This window comes from Stenotrophomonas veracruzanensis (assembly GCF_032911525.1).
Taxonomy (GTDB): Bacteria; Pseudomonadota; Gammaproteobacteria; order Xanthomonadales; family Xanthomonadaceae; genus Stenotrophomonas; species Stenotrophomonas africana.
Window position 1 is genome coordinate 13332 of record NZ_JAWJTI010000014.1, and the last position, 21871, is coordinate 35202.

General features: G+C 65.8%; 22 protein-coding genes and 1 tRNA gene. 9 read left to right on the forward strand and 14 right to left on the reverse strand.

Annotated elements, in window-relative coordinates:
• Positions 1 to 21 precede the first annotated feature (21 nt).
• The 4 genes from R1H25_RS11005 to R1H25_RS11020 form a co-directional block, all read right to left on the reverse strand.
• A complete protein-coding gene (locus tag R1H25_RS11005; protein WP_317223588.1) occupies positions 22 to 1443 on the reverse strand; it encodes a M28 family peptidase in 1422 nt (473 codons plus the stop codon).
• Positions 1444 to 1717: 274 nt separating this feature from the next.
• Positions 1718 to 2122, reverse strand: a complete 405-nt coding sequence (mscL, locus tag R1H25_RS11010; RefSeq protein ID WP_049447393.1) for a large-conductance mechanosensitive channel protein MscL — start codon at positions 2120 to 2122, stop codon at positions 1718 to 1720.
• A 54-nt stretch (positions 2123 to 2176) separates the two neighbouring features.
• Entirely contained in the window at positions 2177 to 2893 is a 717-nt protein-coding gene (locus R1H25_RS11015) for a fumarylacetoacetate hydrolase family protein (RefSeq protein WP_317223589.1), read from the reverse strand.
• A gap of 75 nt (positions 2894 to 2968) precedes the next feature.
• Positions 2969 to 3250, reverse strand: coding sequence for a hypothetical protein (locus R1H25_RS11020; RefSeq protein WP_005410817.1), 282 nt, complete (start codon positions 3248 to 3250; stop codon positions 2969 to 2971).
• A gap of 178 nt (positions 3251 to 3428) precedes the next feature.
• Here R1H25_RS11020 and R1H25_RS11025 point away from each other — a divergent pair, with 178 nt between their 5' ends.
• Positions 3429 to 3764 (forward strand): Rieske (2Fe-2S) protein, encoded by a 336-nt coding sequence (locus R1H25_RS11025; protein ID WP_099589901.1) that lies wholly within the window; start codon positions 3429 to 3431, stop codon positions 3762 to 3764.
• Positions 3765 to 4054: 290 nt separating this feature from the next.
• On the opposite strand, the gene R1H25_RS11030 is transcribed toward R1H25_RS11025, so the two are convergent.
• The 4 genes from R1H25_RS11030 to thiS form a co-directional block, all read right to left on the reverse strand.
• Positions 4055 to 5902: an SLC13 family permease gene (locus tag R1H25_RS11030; protein WP_049447494.1), complete on the reverse strand. Its 1848-nt coding sequence runs from the start codon at positions 5900 to 5902 to the stop codon at positions 4055 to 4057.
• Between the two features lie 27 nt (positions 5903 to 5929).
• On the reverse strand, positions 5930 to 6664 hold the full coding sequence (trmB, locus tag R1H25_RS11035; RefSeq protein WP_005410814.1) for a tRNA (guanosine(46)-N7)-methyltransferase TrmB: 735 nt from the start codon (positions 6662 to 6664) through the stop codon (positions 5930 to 5932).
• Positions 6664 to 7458, reverse strand: a complete 795-nt coding sequence (locus R1H25_RS11040) for a thiazole synthase (RefSeq protein WP_049447493.1) — start codon at positions 7456 to 7458, stop codon at positions 6664 to 6666. Before R1H25_RS11040 ends, trmB begins: the two co-directional genes overlap by 1 nt.
• 106 nt (positions 7459 to 7564) lie before the next feature.
• A complete protein-coding gene (gene thiS, locus R1H25_RS11045) occupies positions 7565 to 7765 on the reverse strand; it encodes a sulfur carrier protein ThiS (RefSeq protein ID WP_317223590.1) in 201 nt (66 codons plus the stop codon).
• A gap of 208 nt (positions 7766 to 7973) precedes the next feature.
• Between thiS and R1H25_RS11050 the strand changes: the two genes are divergently transcribed.
• Both R1H25_RS11050 and R1H25_RS11055 read left to right on the forward strand, forming a co-directional pair.
• The gene (locus tag R1H25_RS11050; RefSeq protein WP_107380271.1) at positions 7974 to 9806 is read left to right on the forward strand and encodes an autotransporter outer membrane beta-barrel domain-containing protein; all 1833 of its coding nucleotides are present in this window, start codon (positions 7974 to 7976) and stop codon (positions 9804 to 9806) included.
• A 115-nt stretch (positions 9807 to 9921) separates the two neighbouring features.
• Positions 9922 to 9995 (forward strand) — tRNA-Gly (locus R1H25_RS11055).
• 121 nt (positions 9996 to 10116) lie between these two features.
• On the opposite strand, the gene R1H25_RS11060 is transcribed toward R1H25_RS11055, so the two are convergent.
• From R1H25_RS11060 to R1H25_RS11070, 3 genes are read right to left on the reverse strand one after another with little or no spacing between them, the layout of a single operon-like run.
• Entirely contained in the window at positions 10117 to 11595 is a 1479-nt protein-coding gene (locus R1H25_RS11060) for an acyl-CoA dehydrogenase family protein (RefSeq protein WP_317223591.1), read from the reverse strand.
• Positions 11589 to 12017: an acyl-CoA thioesterase gene (locus R1H25_RS11065; RefSeq protein ID WP_049447489.1), complete on the reverse strand. Its 429-nt coding sequence runs from the start codon at positions 12015 to 12017 to the stop codon at positions 11589 to 11591. Before R1H25_RS11065 ends, R1H25_RS11060 begins: the two co-directional genes overlap by 7 nt.
• A gap of 27 nt (positions 12018 to 12044) precedes the next feature.
• On the reverse strand, positions 12045 to 13226 hold the full coding sequence (locus R1H25_RS11070) for a YbfB/YjiJ family MFS transporter (protein ID WP_049447488.1): 1182 nt from the start codon (positions 13224 to 13226) through the stop codon (positions 12045 to 12047).
• Positions 13227 to 13348: 122 nt separating this feature from the next.
• Between R1H25_RS11070 and R1H25_RS11075 the strand changes: the two genes are divergently transcribed.
• From R1H25_RS11075 to R1H25_RS11100, 6 genes are all read left to right on the forward strand, one after another.
• Positions 13349 to 14374, forward strand: a complete 1026-nt coding sequence (locus R1H25_RS11075; RefSeq protein WP_099589897.1) for a GlxA family transcriptional regulator — start codon at positions 13349 to 13351, stop codon at positions 14372 to 14374.
• A 67-nt stretch (positions 14375 to 14441) separates the two neighbouring features.
• The gene (rimK, locus tag R1H25_RS11080) at positions 14442 to 15320 is read left to right on the forward strand and encodes a 30S ribosomal protein S6--L-glutamate ligase (protein ID WP_005410807.1); all 879 of its coding nucleotides are present in this window, start codon (positions 14442 to 14444) and stop codon (positions 15318 to 15320) included.
• Between the two features lie 247 nt (positions 15321 to 15567).
• Positions 15568 to 16044 carry a hypothetical protein gene (locus R1H25_RS11085; RefSeq protein ID WP_317223592.1) on the forward strand — a complete coding sequence of 159 codons (477 nt, stop codon included), beginning with the start codon at positions 15568 to 15570 and terminating at the stop codon, positions 16042 to 16044.
• 89 nt (positions 16045 to 16133) lie between these two features.
• On the forward strand, positions 16134 to 16607 hold the full coding sequence (locus R1H25_RS11090) for a hypothetical protein (RefSeq protein WP_049447485.1): 474 nt from the start codon (positions 16134 to 16136) through the stop codon (positions 16605 to 16607).
• 8 nt (positions 16608 to 16615) lie between these two features.
• Positions 16616 to 17293: a response regulator transcription factor gene (locus R1H25_RS11095; RefSeq protein ID WP_005410804.1), complete on the forward strand. Its 678-nt coding sequence runs from the start codon at positions 16616 to 16618 to the stop codon at positions 17291 to 17293.
• 4 nt (positions 17294 to 17297) lie between these two features.
• Positions 17298 to 18626, forward strand: a complete 1329-nt coding sequence (locus R1H25_RS11100; protein ID WP_080354893.1) for a HAMP domain-containing sensor histidine kinase — start codon at positions 17298 to 17300, stop codon at positions 18624 to 18626.
• A 322-nt stretch (positions 18627 to 18948) separates the two neighbouring features.
• Here R1H25_RS11100 and coaE read toward each other — a convergent pair whose 3' ends face one another.
• From coaE to R1H25_RS11115, 3 genes are read right to left on the reverse strand one after another with little or no spacing between them, the layout of a single operon-like run.
• Positions 18949 to 19560 carry a dephospho-CoA kinase gene (coaE, locus tag R1H25_RS11105; protein ID WP_317223593.1) on the reverse strand — a complete coding sequence of 204 codons (612 nt, stop codon included), beginning with the start codon at positions 19558 to 19560 and terminating at the stop codon, positions 18949 to 18951.
• Positions 19561 to 19571: 11 nt separating this feature from the next.
• On the reverse strand, positions 19572 to 20435 hold the full coding sequence (locus R1H25_RS11110) for an A24 family peptidase (RefSeq protein WP_049447482.1): 864 nt from the start codon (positions 20433 to 20435) through the stop codon (positions 19572 to 19574).
• A gap of 8 nt (positions 20436 to 20443) precedes the next feature.
• On the reverse strand, positions 20444 to 21703 hold the full coding sequence (locus R1H25_RS11115) for a type II secretion system F family protein (protein WP_099589893.1): 1260 nt from the start codon (positions 21701 to 21703) through the stop codon (positions 20444 to 20446).
• Positions 21704 to 21871 lie beyond the last annotated feature (168 nt).

A 21871-nucleotide genomic window follows, 5' to 3' on the forward strand; every position in this document is an offset into this window, starting at 1 on the left:
CAATGACGGCCCGTTGAGCCGTCATTCGTTCGGCGGCGTGGTCGCCTTGGCCTCGCTGCCGAAGCTGCCATCGGCTTCCGCCGCCAGGTAGGCGAACACAGTGTAGGCGGCCACGTTCTGTGCCAGCGCCTTCGGGTCGATCTTGTCCAGCGTGTCGTCGGCGGTGTGGTGCAGGTGGAAGTAGTCCGAGCCATCCTGCGCCAGCCACGCCCACGCACCGCCCTTGGCGGCCAGCGGGCCGACGTCCGGGCCCGGGCCACCCTTGTCGGCCTGGTACTCGATGCCCAGCGGCTTCATCACTTCGGCAATCTGCCTGGTCGCTTCGCGCGAGCCTTCCGGGTTCGGCGAACCGGTATTGAAGGCGTAGATGCGGCCTGCGCCGAAGTCGCTCTCGGCGGCCAGCTGGTGCAGGGCGACGTCCTTCGCGTGCGCTTCGGCATAGGCCTTGCCGCCATACAGGCCCTGTTCTTCGTTGGCGAAGGCGATCACGCGGATGGTGCGCTTCGGAGCCTGCTTCAGCTGGCCGATCAGGTGGCCGGCCGCCATGGTGATGCCCACGCCCGCGCCATCATCCACCGCACCGGTGCCCAGGTCCCATGAATCCAGGTGGCCACCGATCACCACCACTTCCTTCGGCAGGCTGCGGCCGGTGATCTCGCCGATCACGTTGTACGAGGTGGCAGTGCCATCCCAGCCGCAGTCCAGCGCCACCTTCACCGTGGTACTGCCACGGGCCAGCAGGCGCGCCAGCTGGTCGGCATCGGGCACCGACAGCGCCGCCGACGGCACCGGGGTCAGGCCCTCATCGAAACGGGTGATGCCGGTATGTGGCACGCGGTGCGAGTCGGTACCGGCCGAGCGCATCAGGAAGCCCACCGCGCCCTTGCGGATCGCCTCGGACGGGCCCTTGCTGCGGATCGCGCCGCCACGGCCATAGTCGCGGCCATCGCGGAACGGCAGCATCTGGTAATCAACGAAGGCGATCTTGCCCTTCAGCGAACCGGCCGGTGCGGCCTGCAGCGCGGCCAGGTCGGCGAAGCGCACCACTTCGGCTTCCACTGTGCCGCCCGGGCTGCCGCCCAGTGCGGTGATCTGCAGCGGCTGCGGGTTCCTGCCGGTCACGGCGGCGTGTTCGCTGCGGCGCTCCCACTTCGGGAAGGTCACCGGTTCTTTCCACACCTTGTCGAAGCCGAGCGCCTTGAACTTGGCTTCGGCCCAGGCCACCGCACGGGCGTCGGCTTCGCCGCCGGCGATGCGCGGGCCGATCTCGGTGGTGAGCGATTCGACCACCTTCCAGCCAGTGTCATCGGTCAGCGCCTGATCGCGCAGCTGCGCGGCGGTGGCCAGCGAGGCCGGGGGCAGGGTGGTGATGCGTGGCGCCGCGAAGGCCGGGGCGGCAAGCAGGGCGAGGGAGGATGCGATGGCAAGGACGCGGCGACGCATGGACAACTCCGGGAAGGGACCTAAGCCTTGGAGCTTAACAGTCGTTCAGCCGCGCGCATGGGCGGGAGGTCATGGCTGGCGCGAACGCTGTTTTCCGCCACGTCCGGCAAAGCGAAAGCCCCGCCGGGGCGGGGCTTTCGTGTGCTTCTGTAGAGTCGAGCCCTGCTCGACTGATTGTTCCGGGCAGTCGAGCAAGCTCGACTCTACGCACGAAGGCAGCCGAGCGTGGGCTCGGTTCTACAGGAAAGCGGGGCGCCCGTAGGCGCCCGATACCTTATTTCTTCAGGCTGTCGCGGATCTCGCGCAGCAGCACCACTTCCTCGGCCGGCGCAGCGGGAGCGGCTTCCTTCTTGCGCGACAGGCGGTTGATCACCTTGATCACCAGGAAAATGGCGAAGGCCACGATCACGAACTGTATCAGCGTGTTGATGAAGTCACCGTAGCCGATCACCACCGCCGGAATCTCCTTGCCGTCCGGCCCGATGCGGGCCGGCGACAGCGTCCACGCCAGCTGCGAGAAATCCACCTTGCCGATCAGCAGGCCCAGCGGCGGCATGATGATCTTCTCGACCAGCGCGGTCACGATCTTGCCGAAGGCCGCGCCGATCACCACGCCGACGGCGAGGTCGATGACGTTGCCGCGCATCGCGAATTCCTTGAACTCGGTGAGCATTCCCATTGTTGTTTTTCTCCGGTGGGGAAGTGGACAGCGCGCAGGGTAGCGCAGGTGATGTCAGCCGGCGATCACGCCGTGGCGCTCGGCCACGTTTTCCAGGCGGGCACTGAAGCGGTCGCCGGGCTTCAGTGCAGCCACCCCGGACGGGGTGCCCATGAACACCAGGTCGCCGGCACGCAGCTGCCACAGCTTGGACAGCTCATGCAGGATCTCCGGCACGTTCCAGATCATCTGGTCCAGCAGCGCCTGCTGGCGCACTTCGCCGTTGACCTCCAGCGACAGGTTCAGCGCGGCCAGGTCGCCCACTTCCTCGGCGTGCACGATCTCGCTGATCGGCGCGGAGGCATCGAAGCCCTTGGCTGCATCCCACGGGTGGCCCTTGTCCTTGGCCGCGGCCTGCAGGTCGCGGCGGGTCAGGTCCAGGCCAACGGCGTAGCCGTAGACCAGCGCGTCGGCGTCGGCCACGGCCAGCTCGCCCGCGGGTGCGTCACGGCCGATCGCCACCACCAGTTCCACTTCGTGGTGCAGGTTGGCGGTCGCCGGCGGGTAGGGAATGGCATCGTCGTGGCCGACCACGATCGCATCGGCCGGCTTGCTGAAGAACATCGGGCGGCCGCGATCATCGGCTGCCGGCACCGTCGCGCCCATTTCGCGGGCGTGGTCGGCGAAGTTGCGGCCGACGCAGTAGATGCGGTGCACGGGAAAACTGCCGCCACCGGCTACCGGCACACGCGGCAGGGCTACGGCAGGGATCACATCGGAGACATCGGACATGCGGGCATCCAGGAAGGGCGTGCCCGCAGTCTAGAACGCATGGCGCCCGCCGTCAGCGGGCGCGGATGGTGCAGGTCAGCGCGAGGCCGGCAGCACCGGCTTGCGCACCACGCGGTACTCGCCCTCGACCACGGTCGGGTCGACCGGACGGGCGACACCCGGCTTGCGCGAAGCCAGCAGCTTCCACGCCAGGCCGACCAGGATCATCGCCGCACCGACGAATACGCCGATGAACACCATCGCGGCCAGGATCGCCAAGCCGAGCAGGCCCACGGCCACGCGCACCAGCGGGTGACGCGGCTTGCGCGGCGCGAACAGGGTGCGGAACTGGTTGAAGGCGGATGCGCGATTGAACATGGCGGCTCGATAGGCTGGGATCAGCGAAACCAGAGTATCGGGACGCGCCACTGTCATTGAGTGAAAAACTCGTTAAATATAGCCTGTACTTATTACGAATCAATGACTTGTGTTCATGTTGCAGCCAGTCACCTGAGTGGGCGTGCGACAATGCGGGTTTACTGTCCGAGCCTTCGCCATGACTGCCGCTGCTGCCCTGATCGCCCTTGATGCCATTGCCGATGGCGCGTTTGCCGAGGTCGAAGCGGTGGTTGATGGCGATGCCGAGTCGCTGGTGCTGTACCGCGATGGCGCGCAGGTGCGTGCGTTCCTGAACATCTGCCCGCACGCCGGCCGCCGCCTGGACTGGGCCCCGGGCCAGTTCCTGAAGAGCCGCGAAGGCCACCTGGTCTGCGCCGCGCATGGCGCTTCGTTCGCGCTGGACAGCGGCGACTGCATCGCCGGCCCGTGCAAGGGGGACCGCCTGCGTGCGGTGCCGGTCGATATCCGCGATGGGCAGGTCTATCTGGCTTGAGGCCAGAAGCAGTCGAGCACGGCTCGACTCTACAAAAGCCGTGTCGACCAAGGTCGACACCCACCAGCAGCACAGAATGCCGTTTCGACAGTTCGCGGAAAACTGTCGAAGGCGGGGTGGGTCCGGTTGCGGGGGCGTGAGCCGCATGGATGCGGCGACCGAGCTTACATGGACGTACTTGCAGCGTCCCCCGTAACCGGACCCACCCCGCCATCCCACGGAATGCCAGCCTTTGACGTTGACGTTGATTCTGCGGGTGCAGGGCGCAGCCCTGCCAACAAACCCAACCCTCAGAACATCAGGTTGATCATCAGCACCACCACGCAGGTGTAGATCAGCGACAGCGGGCCGCCGACCCGCCACATCTCGCGCGGGGTGTAGTTGGCCGGGCCGGTGATCATCGAGATCACCGGGTTCGACGCCGTCATCAGGTTGTTGGACGCCGACAGCGCCACGATCAGCGCGAACGCGGTCGGGTTGCCACCCGCCGCCAGCGCCAGGTTCACTGCAATGGGCACCATCACGATGGTCGCGCCCACATGGCTGATCACCAGCGAGAACGCCGTGGTCAGCAGCGCCAGCGCCACCTCCAGCACCCACACCGGGATGCCGGTGGGCAGCTTGTCGATGGTATGGCCGGCCACCCATGCCGCCGCACCACTGGAGTCCATCGCCCAGCCGAGCGGAATCAGCCCGGCCATCATGAACACCGTCTTCCAGTTGATCGAGGCGTAGGCCTCGTCCATGCGCAGCACGCCGGTCAGCAGCATGCCGGCCACGCCGGTCATCAGCGTCAACGCCACCGGCAGCTTGCTGGTCAGTGCGATCAGGATGGTCAGCGCGAAGATCGCCATCGCGATCTTGAACTTGTGCGGGCGTTGTTCGCCGGTCGGGTAGTCGGTCACCACCACGAAGTCGCGGCTCTTGGCGGCCTGCGCCAGGTCGGTCCAGATGCTGTGGAAGACCAGCATGTCGCCCGCGCGCAGCTGCACGTCGCGCGCGTCCTCGCGGATCACCTGCTTGTCGCGGTTGATCGCCAGCAGGCTGATGCCGCGCTCCTTGCGCAGGCGCAGGTCGGCCGCGCTCTTGCCGATCACGTTCGAGGTCGGCGGCACCACCGCCTCGGAAATGCCGGCACGGCTGGGGTTGAACAGGTCGCCCAGGTGCTTCAGCCGCGAAGACATGCGCAGGAACTGGTTCTGCGCGAAGTCGTTGATCTGCTCGCGCGGGCCCATCGCGCCGAGCACGCTGCCCACCCAGATGCGCATCTCCGCCGGCGGCGCCAGGCGGGTGTCGTTGCCGGTTTTCAGGGCCAGCAGCAGCGGCGCATCGTGCAGGTTTTCGGCCTCGCCCAGGGTCATGCCCACCAGCGGGCTTTCGGCGGTCACCACCAGCTCGAACACATCGCCTTCGATGCCGTAGGTCTTGGCGAAATAGCTCTCGGTGCGTGCCGGGGTGACGCCGTCGTTGACCAGGCTTTCCTCTTCCACCAGCTTGCGGTCGCCGTAGTAGCGGAAGTACAGCAGCGAGGCGATCAGCAGGGCCACGCCGATCGGCAGCGGCGCGAACATGCGCAGCGGCTCGATGGTGGCCAGGCCCGAGGGCAGGTTGTTGTTGGCCGAGGCCAGCAGATCGTTCAGCAGGATCAGCGGCGAATTGCCGACCATGGTCAGCGCGCCGCCCATCACGATCGCCGCCGAGATCGGCAGCAGCAGGCGCTGCATCGTCAGCCCGGTGCGCGCCGCCAGTCGCGAGGCGACCGGCAGGTACAGCGCCATCACCGACGGATTCTGCATGAAGGACGAGTTCAGGCCGGCGATGGCGGTGGTCATCATCAGCAGCCGCTGCTCGACACCGTGGCCGCGCCGCAGCAGCCAGGCCGCCAGCCGGTTCAGCGCCCCGGTGCGGTCCAGGCCCGCACCGAGGATGGTGGTGGCGATGATGCTCATCACCGCGTTACCGGAGAAACCGCCGAAGATCTCCTCCGGCGCGATCAGGCCGGTGACACCGAGCACCACCAGCACCACCAGCGCGACCACGTCGGCGCGGATGCGCTCGAACAGGAACATCGCCATCGTGAAGCCGACCAGCCCGAGCACGAGCTTCATGTCGTTGGTCAGCGTCAGCGCGGTATCCATGTGGGGCGCGGCGTCCTCAGGCGATCGTCAGGTGCGGTCGTACAACAGGTCCCAGACACCGTGGCCGAGCTTCTGGCCGCGGGTCTCGAAGTGCGTCTGCGGGCGCCAGTCCGGGCGCGGCACGCTGCCACGCGGGCCGGCGCGGTTGACCAGCCCGGCGGTGGCATCAAGCACGTCCCACATCTGCTCGGCGTAGTCTTCCCAGTCGGTGGCGCAGTGCAGGCGGCCACCCGGGCGCAGCTTGCGCACCAGCAGCTCGGCGAACGCCGGCTGCAGCAGGCGGCGCTTGTTGTGGCGCTTCTTGTGCCACGGGTCCGGGAAGTAGATGCGCACTTCATCCAGCGCGCCGTCGGCGATCTCGTTCTGCAGCACTTCCACCGCATCGTGGTGGTACAGGCGCACGTGGTCGGCGTTGTCGTCGGCCAGCGCGTTAAGGAGGCGACCCACGCCGGGCGCGTGCACTTCGATGCCGATGTAGTCGCGCGACGGGTCGTGCTGGGCGGCGAAGCGCAGCGCGGCACCGTTGCCGAAGCCGATTTCCAGCACCTTGTGTGCCGGGCGCCCGAATGTGGCGTCCAGGTCACGCGGCTGGCCGGTGTAGTCGAGGCCGAAGCGCGGCCAGCGTTCGTCGAACGCGCGCTGCTGGGCGGGGGTGAAACGTCCCTGGCGCAACACAAAGCTGCGCACCTCGCGGCGGCCCTCGCTTACGGTGAAGGGCTTGGGCGGGGCCTTGGAACCGGCGCTGTCGAAAGGATTGGTCATCAGCCGATCAACCCATCCACCGGGGAGGAGGCGCTGGCGTAGCGCTTGCGCGGAATGCGCCCGGCCAGGAAGGCCTCGCGGCCGGCCTCGACCGCCTTGCGCATGGCGCTGGCCATCAGCACCGGGCTGCGTGCACCGGCAATGGCGGTATTCATCAGCACGCCGTCGCAGCCCAGCTCCATCGCGATTGCCGCATCCGACGCGGTGCCCACGCCAGCGTCGACGATGATCGGCACCTTGGCGTCTTCGATGATCTGCAGCAGGTTGTACTTGTTCTGGATGCCCAGGCCCGAACCGATCGGCGCGGCCAACGGCATCACCGCAGCGCAGCCGATCTCTTCCAGGCGCTTGGCCAGGATCGGGTCGTCGGAGGTGTAGACCATCACTTCGAAGCCGTCTTTGACCAGCTGCTCGGCAGCCTTGAGGGTCTGCACCACGTCCGGGTACAGCGACTTCTGGTCGCCCAGCACTTCCAGCTTGGTCAGGTTGTGGCCGTCCAGCAGCTCACGGGCCAGGCGGCAGGTACGCACGGCGTCTTCGGCGGTGTAGCAGCCAGCGGTATTGGGCAGGATGGTGAAGCGCTCCGGCGGCAGCACGTCCAGCAGGTTCGGTTCGCCCGGGTTCTGCCCGATGTTGGTGCGGCGGATGGCCACGGTGACGATCTGGGCGCCAGCAGCCTCGGTGGCCAGGCGGGTTTCTTCCAGATCCTTGAACTTGCCGGTGCCGGTCAGCAGCCGCGAGCCATAGGTCTTGCCGGCGATCACCAGCGAATCGGGGGAGACATGAACGTTCATGGCGCGATTATCGCTTATCCGCCTGAAGATGGGATCACGCAATGGCGTGCAGGCCGTGGATCGGTGTGGGTAGTGCCGGCCGCAGGCCGGCAAAGCCGGACAGGTCTCAGCCGCCGCCCAGTGCGTGCACGATCTCCACCACGTCGCCTTCGGACAGGACATGTTCGCCATGGCGGCTACGGCTGACGATCTCGCCGTTCACCTCCACCGCCACCCGGCGCTGCAGCAACTGCTCGGAGTCGAGCAGATCGTGGAGGGTCGCCGAAGCGGGCAGGGTGCGGGGTTCGCCGTTGAGCTGGATGTTCATCCCTGCATTGTCGCTGATGGCCCGCCAGGATCGGAACGTTTGCAATCTGCACCGGATGCCAGCTCCAGCACAGCAGGGCCTGGCGGGATGAGGCGACAATCCATGCGGCGGCGCAGCGTGAGCAAAAAGGCGGCACGGTGAAACCATTCACCGTGCGCCGGCGTACGTGTGCCGGGTCCTTCTCTTTTTTCCCCACAGGAGTTTCCAGATGCAGCTCAGCAAACACCCGATCCGCTCCCTGATGGCGGCCGCGATCGCGCTGGCCGCGCTTCCGGCCATGGCAGGCGAGTCCCCGTTCACGCGCACCGTGTTCTTCGGCGACAGCCTGACCGACAGTGGCTACTACCGCCCGCTGCTGCCGGCCGAAGTGCGTCCGGTCACCGGCCAGTCCACCACCAATCCGGGCTGGGAGTGGTCGCAGTTCGTCGCCGACTACTACGGCACCAACGCCAGCCCCAACGGCAACGGCCAGACCGGTGACAACTACGCCGTCGGTGGCGCCCGCGTGGGTGTCGACCTGACCCAGCCGGCGTTCGGCAACGTGCCGGTGCCGTCGCTGAAGACGCAGTTTGCCAACTACCTGGCCGCCAACGGTGGCAAGGCCGATCCGAACGCGCTGTACACCGTGTGGGGCGGCGCCAACGACCTGTTCTCGATCACCGCCCCGGCCCAGGCGCCGGCCGTGATCGGCGCAGCGGTCACCACCCAGATCGGCATCGTGGCCAGCCTCAAGCAGGCCGGCGCGCAGTACGTGATGGTGCCCAACCTGCCCGACGTCGGCATCACCCCGGGGTTCATCGACCGCGGCGCCGCCGGCCAGGCGCAGGGCACCGCCCTGTCCACCGCGTACAACAACGCCCTGTACGGTGGCCTGAAGCAGGCCGGCATCGAGTTCATCCCGCTCGATACCTACACCCTGCTGCACGAAATCATCGCCAACCCGGGCATGTACGGTTTCAGCAATGTCACCGGCCGCGCCTGCCTGGTGGCCTCGTCGCTGACCTGCAGCCCGCTGGCCTACGTCACCCCGGATGCGGCCAACAGCTATCTGTTCGCCGATGACGTGCACCCGACCTCGGCCGCACACCAGATGCTGGGCCAGTACGCCATCTCGATCCTGGAAGGCCCGCGCCTGCAGCAGGTGCTGAGCCACTCGGCACAGACCATCGGCCGTTCGCGCGCCGACCAGGTCAGCCTGCACCGCAGTGGTCGCCCGGCCGACGGTCTGTCCTGGTGGGGCGGCGTGCGCGGTGATCTGCAGCGCTACGACCACGCCGACCTGTACGACGGCATGGCGCCGGCCGGCCTGTTCGGCGTTGATTGGGCCCGCGACGGCATGGTCTTCGGTGGCTTCGCCGGCTTCGGCCGCCTCAATGCCGACTTCGGCAACAGCCGTGGCGATTTCACCCAGAAGGACACCAGCGCCGGTCTGTTCGCCGGTTGGTACGGCGACCGTATCTGGGTCAACGGCCAGGTCAGCTACACCTGGCTGTCGTATGACGTGAACCGCAAGGTCCAGCTGGGCCCGGCGACGCGCGAGCACAGCGGTTCGCCCGACGGCAGCAACCTGACCGCAGCACTGAACGCCGGCTACGAGTTCGGCACCGAAGGCGGCTTCCGCCACGGCCCGATCGCTTCGGTGATCTGGCAGAAGGTGAAGATCGACGGCTACACCGAAGGTGCCAGTGCCGGCACGATGGCCACCGCTCTGGGCTACGGCAAGCAGGACGCCGATTCCACCGTCGGCCGCATTGGCTGGCAGGCGCGCTTCGATGGCGGCACCATGAAGCCGTACGTGCAGCTGACCTACGACCACGAGTTCGAGGACACCAAGCAGGCCAGCGCCTGGGTGCAGAGCCTGCCGGCCGTCGGCATGTACCGTGTGCCGGGCATGGACTTCGACAAGAACTACGCCACCGCCATCCTCGGTGCCCGCATGGAGCTGTTCGGCCTGCAGAGCAACGTGGGCCTGAGCGCCACGGCCGGGCAGAAGCGTGCGCAGGACGCGACGCTGTTTGCCAGCTTCAGCGGCAGCTTCTAAGCAGAAACCAGGCGGGGTCGGATCCCTTTCGGCAACGAAAGGGCTCCGGCCCCGCTCTGATGCGGGGGCACCATTGCGCAACACCGGCCCCAGCGCATAGACTTTCCACTGCAACGCGGGCGTAGCTCAATGGTAGAGCTGTAGCTTCCCAAGCTACTGACGAGGGTTCGATTCCCTTCGCCCGCTCCATCCTGCGGTCCGGGCCAGTATCAGACGCTCCGGGGTTCCGCACAGCCCTGTGGTTCAACGTGTAGTTTCCACGTTGCTGCGCCACGCGGTCCTGCCACAGCTGCCCGTGATCGACGCTGTTTCATGCGTATGCGTCGCTCTGCACGTAATCGAGCTCTTCCCGCAGCGCATTGAGATTGAGCATCAGCAGTGTTGACGCCTGTCGGATGTCGCGACGGTCGTAGCGTGCCTGTGACTCGTGGTCGCGCGCCACCAGACCCGCTCCGGGCATCTGGTGCAGGCGCTGTGCGCGGCGCACCAGGCAGTCCAGCCCGAAGACCCGCGACAGCATCCGCCCCAGAACAACCCGGCCTGCCTGGTTGAGGTGCTGCGTATCGATGTCGTCGAACTGGGGTGCCTGAGCCGCAGCGAAGCGGCTGTAGGGGTTGGCCTGCAGGACGTCGCGCAGATTCGCGAACCCGCCAACATGCATCTCATGCAGGGCGATGTCTGCCAGGTGTTGGCACAGCAGATCATTGGTTCCATCGAAGATCGTGTACACCCGTGCATCCAGCAGGGCGTGTGCAGCGATGTTGTCCGCGCCGGTGCGGTAGCCTTCTCCGCCGCACAGCTGTTGGTAGTCGATGGCGGAATCCAGCATCAGTTCCGACGACAGCACCTTGGTGGCCAGGGAGGCGAACATGCTGCCGGAGATATCGCGGGTGTAGTCTTCTTCAAGCAGAAGGTGGTGGTAAAGCGCGTTGCAGATCACGTAGTGGTTGCGGATGCGCGACACTTTGTAGCGCACGTATCCGATGTCATACAGGGAGCCTTCGCCGATCTGTCGGTTCTGCGTCTGCGACAGCGCTTCCCGGTAGAGACGGCGCAGAAAGCCGCTGGACATGGCCGCCTTGCTGAACCTCGACGCGCACAGGATCTCGGCTGTATCCCCCAGTCCCGTGCGACGCTTGTCGAGCCGCCGGTGGGGGGCGACCCGGATATCGATTTCGTTCAGCCCGTATCCCAGGTTCTTCAGGCCAAGGCTGTCGTAGACCTCGGTGGTAACGAAGCCACCGTCCGAGCGCCGGTGCACGAAGTAGCCGAACTGTTTTCCGGCGTACTGGCGGGCGCACACGATCCACCAGTCTGCCTGTGCGCTGAAGGCCTGCCAATGCTTGCTGCCCCGCACGTAGTAGCTGCCATCCTGTTCTTCGTAGGTGGTCTTCATGCGCGACAGGCTCGAGCCATGCTCCGGCTCGGTGAAGGCGATGCCGCCGATCACGGGGTTTTCGAGGAAGTCCTCGAAGACCTCTGCCTGCAGCCGGGACGATCCGCTGAGCGCTACGTTGCGCAGGAAAAGCACGGTTACGATCATCGTGTACATGCCCAGCGGCAGGTTGTACTCCGACATCATTTCAATCACTTCGCACATTTCGCGGTGGTTGTGCCGCCCCTCGTGCGCCACCGGAATAGCGGGCAGGCAGATGCCCTCGTCCATCAGCTGCGCCCAGCGCTCCTTGGGTAGCGGCTCCTGCGGCAGCGTATTGCTGTCGAACACGGGCAGCACGTTCTGGATCTGCCGCAGGAAGCTCTCGGTGTCGCGGTGGGTCTTGTTCAGCATGATGGTTCCTTCATCGCAAGTGATTGGGCGTACTCCTCGGTGAAGAAGATCGACAGGGCGCGTCGTCGCGCGCCGTCGATCTCCTGCGCAGCGTTGGCGGTGTAGTCGAAATGGACCATCACGCAGCGTCCGCTGGCGACCTGCTGGCCGCATTGGAAGGCGTTCTGCACGATGGACAGGGACGACCGGCCGATCGCATCAATGCGGGTGTCGATCTCGACGTCGTGCTCTGCGCGGATCTGTTTCAGGAAGTCGATCTCGTAACGGCGCAGGATCAGACTGAGATCGCGCATGTTTCCGGTTTGGCTGAAATGCAGGAAGATCGGAAGGCGGCCATGCTCGAACCACACCGGCAGCGCGGTGTTGGTGACATGCCCGAGCACATCGACTTCGGAAAATCGCGGGGAGATGACAATGCGCACACGGAGCTCCTTGGAGGCTGGTGAGGTTCATCCGGCGCCGCGCGGGGCGCGTGCCGCCCACGGCAGGGCGACGGCGGCGACATGCAGCGCGGCACTGAGCCATAGCGCTCCATCCAGACCGGTACGATCGGCCACTGCGCCGGCGGCCACAGGACCGATGGCCTGGCCGGCGGCGAAGGCAAGGTTGAACAGGGCCATCGCGCGGCCTATGCGCGCCGCAGGCAGGTTCTGCCGGACAAGGACCGCGATGGCGGCTGCAGCGATGAAGACGCTTGAGCCGAACACCGCAGCGGAAACAAACAGGCCCGTCGTGCCGCCCAGCAACGGTGCCAGCGTGCCCAGCAGTGACACCGCGCAGCACGCTGACAGCACGTGCGCGCCAGGCCATGCGCCCAGCGCGCGCCGCCAGAGCATTCCCGAACACAGGATTGCGATGCCCAGCACCGTCCACACGGCGATGCCCTGCTGCCAGGACAGTCCGTGGTCGCGCAGCCACGCAAAAATGAAAGTGAGATAGATGATGTAGCCACCGGCCCAGCAGAAGTAGGCTGCCAGGCAGGCGCCCAGGTGCCGAAGTGGCAGCGGCGCAGGGTCGTGGCCTTCAGTGACGGCGGTTGATTCCTGTATCCGGCCGGCCAGTGTCATTGGCCATATCGAGGCGAGAAGCCCAACGGCTCCCAGCACCAGCCACGCCGTTGGCCAGGTTGCGGCCCCATGGATGGCCAGCAGCGGCGCCACGGCCAGGCCCGCGGCAATGATCCCGATGCCGGCGCCTCCGAAGAACAGACCGGTTGCCGCTCCGCGACGGTTGGGTGCATGCCGGTAGTGCAGCAGCACGAGCGTGCTGCCGCAGGCCGAGACCCAGGCAGCGCCGACGCCGTTGAGCACGCGTTGGGTGCTCAGCCAGGGCAGGGCACCGCTGGCGCCGGTCACGGCGAGAGTGAACACGCACAGCCCCAGGCCTGCCTGGAACAAGCGGCGTGCGCTGACCCGGTGCAGAAGCGCATAGGCGGTGCCTGCTCCAAGCACATAGCCGAGCGCATTTGCCGTGTTGAGCCAACCCGCCTGCGCATAGGTCCATTGCAGATCCTCGCGCATGGCGGGAAGCAGCAGTGCGTAGGCAAATCTTCCCAGGCCGTTGGCAACCGCCATCGACAGGCACAGGGCGAAGGCTGGCCACAGTGATGGCAGTACTGCAGGCGAGCCCATCAACACCGTGCTGCGTGGCTCTGCCTGCATTGCTCAAGCCCCCGATGTGATGACCGCGTGACTTATTAAAGCGTTGCTGGTCTACACTGCGAGGTGTCTTGATTGACAAAAAACAATCCAGAATGGACAAACCTGAGTTCATCATCGCGGTGCTCGACGGGACGTTGGCCGCCAGCGTGGGCGCGACACTCGATGTACTGGATTTCGCCAATCGCTCGGCCGAGCGCCTCGGTCAGCCGGCGCTGCGCTGGCGAGTAGCAGGCAGCCGTCGCCAGTTGCGGTTGAGCAATGGCATGACGCTGAAGGCCGATCCGCTGTCCAGCATCAGCGATGGGGCTGCCGGCGTACTGGTCATTCCCAGCCTGGGGCTGGACGGCATGCTCGATGCCAACGGGCACGAGCCATGTGGACTGGATGCCCGCTACACCGACGGTATTGCATTGCGCCGGTTGGCCATGCCGGATGCCCAGCATCTGGCACGCTTGGCTGCCCACTTCCACGCGAGCGGGGGCAGGGTGTGCGCCAGCTGTTCGGGGGTGCTGGTGCTGGGGGAGGCCGGATTGCTCGACGGCCGTCGTGTCACCAGTCATTGGGCATTGGCGGGCCTGCTGCGTCGGCGCTTCCCGCAGGCACGGCTGGATCCGGCCTGCATGGTGGCAGAGGAGGGTCGACTGACCACGGCAGGGGCAGCAATGGCACAGATGGATCTGATGCTGCACCTGGTGCGCCAGTACTCCGGGCGTGACGTGGCCGAGGCGGTCATGCGTTTCCTGCTGGTGGACAGCCGCACCACCCAGGCGCGCTACATGGCCTGGCAGGATGCCGACCACGATGACGACACCGTGCGCCGTTTCGAATCGTTGATCGAAACCAGCCTGCCGCATGCTCTGGGCATGGAAGAAGCGGCGCGGCGCCTGCACCTGACGGCGCGTACCCTGGCCCGACGCGTCCATCGGGTTACCGGCAGTTCGCCACGGGTGCTGGTGCAGACGGTACGGATGCGGATGGCTCAGCGGCTTCTGGAGCGGACAGATCTTTCGGTGGAGGATGTGGCCGAGCGGGTTGGCTATGCCAATGCAACGTCGCTGCGGAAGCTGACGTTGAAGATGACGCAGCTGACACCGGCACTGTTGCGCCAGCGGCTCTGAGTACATCCATCATCGCAGCGCCACACGCCCGCGCTATGCTGCGCGCCTGCCGCCCGATCCTGCCGCGATGAAGCTCGCCATCCTGTCCCGCAACAGCTCCCTGTATTCCACCCGCCGGCTGGTCGAGGCGGCGCGCGCGCGCGGCCACACCGTGCGCATCCTGGATCCGCTGCGCTGCTACATGCGCATCGCCGCCGATGGTTTCTCGATGCACTACAAGGGGCGGCCGATGACTGGCGTGGACATGGTCATCCCGCGCATCGGTGCCTCCATCACCCGCTATGGCACCGCGGTGCTGCGTCAGTTTGAATTGATGGGCGCGCGCACGCCCAACCCGTCCGATGCGATCCTGCGTTCGCGCGACAAGCTGCGCGCGCACCAGTTGCTGGCGGCCAAGGGGATCGACATGCCGGTCACGGTGTTTGGCGACAACCCCGATGACACCGTCGACCTGCTCTCCATGCTGGGCCCGCCGCCGCACGTGGTGAAGCTCAACGAGGGTACCCAGGGGCGTGGCGTGATCCTCACCGAGAAGGCCAGTGCTTCACGTGGCATCGTCGAGGCCCTGCGCGGGCTGTATGCCAATTTCCTGATGCAGGAGTTCATCGGCGAGGCCAAGGGCGCCGACCTGCGCTGCTTCGTGGTCGGTGACCAGGTGGTGGCCTCGATGCAGCGGCAGGCGCCGGAAGGTGACTTCCGCTCCAACCTGCACGCCGGCGGCACGGCGGTGGCCGCCAAGGCCAGCCGTGCCGAGCAGCAGGTGGCGGTGCGTTCGGCCAAGGCGCTGGGCCTGTCGGTATGCGGGGTGGACCTGATCCGCTCCGCCCGTGGCCCGCTGGTGCTGGAGGTCAACTCCACGCCGGGGCTGGAAGGGATCGAAGCCGCCTGTGGGGTGGACGTGGCGACACGCATCATCGAGCACGTCGAGAAGCTTAAAAAGCCCTGATTGTTCAATTGCTTGCGATTCTCACGGGCGAATGAGGCCTGGTTTAACACGCCTTTAATCGGCCCCGGCGTAGCCTTCAGCGAACCGCAGCTCTGCCTCTCAGCAGGATCGGTATCGGGATACAACTTCAGACCCAGGCGGGGGCACCGCCTGGGTCTTTTTTATGCCCGCCGCAGGCCCCTTGTGGAGGCAACGTGACGATCGTAGAGTGGCGCCCATCGTTCCTGGATGGATCCGGAGGCTGGCGATGTACCGCATCACGATGATCGCGTTGTTGCTGGGGTTGTCTGGTGCTGCCTCCGCCAGGCCGGAGAAGACCGCCATACAGATGGACGGGCAGGCACCGGTGGCCGAGCAGGTCCGGCGGGTTGAGAAGGCCCTCGATGACGGCGAATACAGCGAGATTTCCGCTGACGACCGTGCCCAGGTGCAGCAGGCCCTGGCGCGCATCACCCAGCGTATGGGGGACCACCGCACGCTTCAGGAGCTTCCGCCGCAGGTCCAGGCGGAGGTCTTCAACGACCAGGAGCGAATCAACACCGTTCTTGTCCGGGCGCATGAAGACAGCTGCCAGATCTGCCAGCACACCCGCACCACCGGCAGCAACATGCCCAAAAGCCGCTGCCTGACCGTGGCCGAGCGCCGCCGGATCGAGGAAAAGGGCAAGGCACTGCTGAACGACCAGCGCACCTTCAACAACTTCAACCCCGCTACCAACCGCTAGGCCGGCCGACGCCCCTGCGCATGGCACTTGCTGGCGTGAAGGTGGTGCGAATACAGTCAGCACTCAACTCAAACAAGGATTCGTTTGTCATGAAGTCCCTTCTGATGTCGGCGGTCCTGATCTCGGGCCTGACCCTGGCCACCGCCGCCTCCGCATCGAACCAGGCCGGTGAGGTCTTTATCCCGGGCAAGCCGCTGCAGCAGCAGATCGAGCGCATCGAAATCGAACTCAACGATGGCGAGACCTACAGCGAACTGAAGCAGACCGACCGAAGCCGCGTGCGCGAAGCGCTGGTGCGCATGCGTACGGCCGTCGAGCAGCATCCGAACCGTGATTCGATGCCTGAACAGGTACGAACCGATGTCTTCAACGACCAGCAGATCGTGAACACGGTTTTGACACAGGCACGTGAAGATAGTCGTCTAATATGCCAACGTGAAAAGGCCACGGGTTCGAACCGGGCTACGACGCAGTGCATGACCGTTGCCGAGCGCGCCCGGCGGAAGGACAAGGCACAGCGTGATATGGGCCAGGCCCAGCGCGTTGGCAAATTCGTCAATTAGAGGTGACAGTGAGAATCCTGGTAATCGAAGACAACAGCGACATTGCGGCCAACCTGGGCGACTACCTGGAAGACCGGGGGCACACCGTAGACTTCGCGGCTGACGGGGTTACCGGTCTGCATCTGGCCGTGGTGCACGAGTTCGACGCGATCGTGCTGGATCTCAACCTGCCCGGCATGGACGGCATCGAAGTCTGCCGCAAGCTGCGCAATGAAGCGCGCAAGCAGACCCCGGTACTGATGCTGACCGCCCGCGATTCGCTGGACAACAAGCTGGCCGGCTTCGATTCCGGCGCGGACGACTACCTGATCAAGCCGTTCGCGCTGCAGGAAGTGGAAGTGCGTCTGAACGCCCTGTCGCGTCGCGGCAAGGGCGTGCAGACCCGCGTGCTGGAAACCGGCGACCTGGAATACAACCTGGATACGCTGGAAGTGCGCCGCCAGGGCAAGCTGCTGCAGCTCAACCCGACCGCGCTGAAGATCCTGCAGGCACTGATGGAAGCGGCGCCCGCCGTGGTGACCCGCCAGGAACTGGAAACCCGCGTGTGGGGCGAAGAACTGCCCGACTCGGACTCGCTGCGCGTGCACATCCATGGCTTGCGTGCGGTGGTCGACAAGCCGTTTGAAGTGCCGCTGATCCAGACCCGCCATGGCATCGGATACCGCATCGCCACCCCGGAAGCCTGATTCGGTGGCAACCAAGGGGGAGCGCCGGCGCACGCCCTATCGGAGGCGCCTGCGCAGCCGCATCATCGTGTCGTTCGTGTTGTTGGGCTTCTGCCTGACAACACTGTTCGCGTTCGCCACCAACTGGGCCCGCATGCGGGTGGAGAACCAGTTGGTGGAAGACGTGATCAACCACAACATCGAAGAGTACGCGCGTCGCTTCTACGAGCATCCGGGGCGCAATCCGGCGGTGCCCGTGCAGCAGATCCGGGCGTACGCCTACTCGGCGGACAAGTTCGACAAGGCCCGCGAATCCTGGCCGCAGTGGGCCGACCTGCAGAATGGCAACTACAACCTGAGCGGCACCGACGAGCAGGGGCAGCCGTACGCCTACAAGCTGGCGGTGCGCAAGGCCGACGACGCCTGGTTCTTCCTCGCCTATGACATGACCGACAGCGTGCGCGGCGGCAAGCAGCTCAACCGCGCGCTTGTGCTGTCGGTGCTGGTGTTCAGCGTGCTGTCGCTGGTGCTGGGTTGGTGGTCGGCATCGAAGGTGATGAAGCCTGTGTCGGATCTGGCCGCGCGGCTGCGCGCCTACCGCGGCGGCACCAGTGATCCGGAACCCCTGGCGCCGCGCTTCCCCGACGACGAAGTGGGGCAGCTGGCACAGGCACTGGACGACTATTCGTCGCGGCTGACCGAGGTGGTGCAGCGCGACCGCGAGTTCAATGCAGACGTCAGCCACGAGCTGCGCACGCCGCTGGCGGTGATCCGGGGTGCCACCGAGCTGCTGCTGACCCGGCCCGGTCTGGACGAAAAGGTGCTGCAGCGCCTGCAGCGCATCCAGCGCGCCGAGCAGCAGTGCAGCGATCTGATCGGTGCGCTGCTGCTGCTGTCGCGCAACGAGCGCGGGCAGGGCACCAGCAACGTCGCCCGCGTGGCGGAACAGCTGCTGGACGCACACCGCGCGCAGCTGGGCGGCAAGCCGCTTGAGCTGGCGCTGGAAGGCGAGCGCAACCTGGTGATCGATGCGCCCGAGGCGGCGCTGTCGGTGGCACTGGGCAACCTGATCGGCAACGCCGTGAAGTACTCGCAGGATGGCGAGGTACGCGTGTTCGTCGGCACCAATTCGGTGTCGGTAACCGACAGTGGCCCGGGCCTGAGCGAGGAAGATGCAGCCAAGCTGTTCCAGCGCGGGTACCGCGGCACCCATGCCGGGCACTCGCAGGGCGGCGGTATCGGCCTGTCGATCGTCAGCCGCCTGTGCGATCTGTACGGCTGGCAGGTGAGCGTGCGCCCCGGTGGCGAGCGTGGCGTGATCGCCACCCTGACGTTCTCGCCGAAGCCCTTGTAAAGGGCACCTGAGCCCTTGTAAAGGGCACCTGCTTTGGTGGGTGCCGACCATGGTCGGCACGAACCCTGCCGACCTTGCATCGCGCCCTAGTGTCGCTTGTGCCACTGAATCCCCCGCAAGCGAGCATCGCATCACTGGCCCAACACGACACCACCGTGATCGCTGCCGCGCCCCGCGCGTGTTCCCGCGCACGCATTGGCAAGCCCGCGCCGCACTTGGGCTTGATGGTCGCAGCCGAGCATGGGCTCGGCTCTACAGCAGATCCCCAGATCCACGCGAGGATTCGCTTCGGTAGTGCCGGCCGCTGGCCGGCAACCAGGCCTCAACCCCTGGCCAACCCCAGATACCGCGCATGCAACTGTTCCATCTGCACCTGCAGGTCCTCCGGCTGCCCATCATTGACCACCACGTCGTCGGCCAGCGCCAACCGCTGTGCGCGGCTGGCCTGCGCAGCAATCATCCGGTCGGCCAGTGCGGCATCAATGCCATCGCGCTGCATCAGCCGGGCGTGCTGCACGGCCTCCGGCGCATCCACCAGCAGCACCCGGTCCAGCCACGGGTAGGCCTTCCGTCCACCCACCTCGGTCAGCAGCGGAATGGCCGCAATCGCATAGGGGCTCTCAGCCTGCTCGCACTGCTGCTGCATCAGCAGGCGGATGGCCGGGTGGGTAATGGCTTCCAGTGCCGTCCGCTCGGCCGGGTCGGCAAACACATGGGCGCGCAGGCGGGCCCGGTCCAGGCCGCCATCGGCCAGCAGCATGTCGGCGCCGAAACGCTCGGCAATGCGGGCCAGCGCCGGGCTGCCGGCGGCCACCACGGCGCGGGCGGCCAGATCGGCGTCGGCCACCACGATGCCCAGCGCCTCGAAGCGCCGGGTTACTTCACTCTTGCCCGAGGCGATGCCACCGGTCAGGCCAACCACATAGCGGCTCATGGGGACTCCCCTCAGCGCAGCCCGCTCATCACCATGTACTGCTCCACCAGCGGCGCACCCCACATGAAGTACAGCCAGCCGGCAACGGCCAGGTAGGGGCCGAACGGGATGGGCGTGGCGCGGTCACGGCCCCGGCTGTACAGCCAGATCGAGCCGATGATGGCGCCCAGCACCGACGACAGCAGGATGATCGGCAGGATGCCCTTCAGGCCGCACCAGGCACCCAGCGCCGCCAGCAGCTTGAAGTCGCCGTGGCCCATGCCTTCCTTGCCGGTCAGCTGCTTGAACAGCCACCAGACCGTCCACAGCGACAGGTAGCCCACCGCCGCGCCTACTAGGGCAGGCTTGGCCGGCATGTACAGGTTGTCGATGCTGCCTATCAGCCCCAGCCACATCAGCGGCAGGGTGAGCTGGTCGGGTAGCAGCTGCGTGCGCAGGTCGATGCCGGACAGGGCAATCAGGAAGCAGGTCAGCACGATGGCGCCGAAACCCTGCCAGCCGAAGCCGAACTGCCAGACGCAGGCCAGCACCAGCACCGAGGTCAGCGCCTCCACCAGCGGGTACTGCAGCGAGATCGGCGCCTTGCAGTGGCGGCATTTGCCACCCTGGATGATCCAGCTGAACAGCGGGATGTTCTCGTACCAGCTCAGCTTGTGCTTGCAGTGCGGGCAGTGCGACGGCTCGACCACGATCCCCGGTGGGGGTGGTTCATAGAAGTCCGGTTCCTCCAGGACCTCGCGCGCATCGCGCTTCCACTGCCACTCCAGCCGCTTGGGCAGCCGCAGGATGACGACGTTCAGGAAACTGCCCAGCAGCAGTCCCAGGGCGGCCGCGGCGGGATAGCCGAGGCCAGGGTGCTGGTCGAGAAATGCCATTGATACCTTTAGCCGACGACGGCGCCGAGTTTGAAGATGGGGAGGTACATGCCGATCACGATGCCACCGACAATGGTACCAATGAACACCATGATCATCGGCTCCAGCAGGCTGCTCAAGGCGTCCACGGCATTGTTGACCTCCTGCTCATAATACTCGGCCACCTTGAAAAGCATGGTATCCAGCGCGCCGGCCTCTTCGCCGATGCCGGTCATCTGGATGACCATGTGCGGGAACAGGTTCAGCTGCTTCATGGCCATGTTGACCGGATAGCCGACCGACACGTCGTCGCGCATCCGCAGCACGCCTTCTTCGTAGACCTTGTTGCCGGTGGCGCCAGCCACGATGCCCAGGGCCTCCACCAGCGGCACACCGGCCTTGAAGGTCACCGCCGTGGTGCGGGCGAAACGAGCAATCGCGCTGTTGTTCATGATCTGCCCTATGACCGGCACTTTGAGCACCAAACGGTCAAAGGTGTGCTGCATCTTGGGAGAGCGCTTGTAGGCCATGAAGAAGCCTACAGAACTGCCCACAAGGACAATCAGCAGCAACCACCACCAGGAGAGCATGAATCGCGAGGCAGCCACGATCATCTGAGTAAACGCAGGCAACTCGGCGCCGAAGCTCTTGAAAACCTCTTCAAACTGCGGAACCACAAACATCAGCAGGATGGCTGACACTACAAAGGCCACAAGGACGATCATGGCCGGGTAGAACATGGCCTTTTTGATCTTGCCCTTCAGGGCTTCCATGTTCTCTTTGTAGGTCGCAATGGTTTCCAGCACAGTTTCGAGCACACCTGCGCCTTCACCCGCACGTACAAGGTTGCGGTAGAGCTCGTCGAACTGCACCGGGTGACGGCTGATCGCCTCGTGCAGCGAAGAGCCGCCTTCGATGTCGGTACGGATCGTCTCGACCAGCTTCTTCATCCGGGGATTCTTGTGGCCCCCGGCAATGATCTCCAGTGACGAAACGATCGGGACGCCGGACTTCATCATCGTGGCCATCTGCCGGCTGAAGAAGGCGATGTCTTTCGGCTTGACGGCACTTCCCGCTGCGCCGAACAGCGGCTTCGGCTTGGCTTTGACCTGGCCGGGGTTGATCCCCTGCTTACGTAGCTCCGCACGCAGCAGATTGGCGTTCTTTGCCAACTGCTCGCCTTTCATCTTCACGCCCCGTTTGTCGGTCCCCTCCCAGACAAACGGCAGCAGTTCCGTGGTCGCGCGGGCCACGGGCTCTTTCTTGATCGCACTGCGACTGACAGACATGTTGGCTCCCCAAGGCCCGCCATCCCCAGGCGGGCATCATGACCGGCGATGGTAGCCGGTTCAGGGGCTTCCGGGGAGCCTGCTGGCGTGACGCCGCGCAGGGTTTTCGACCTGACGAGACGAAAGGTGACGTACCGCGTCACATTGCCGCGTCCATCGCAGATTCGT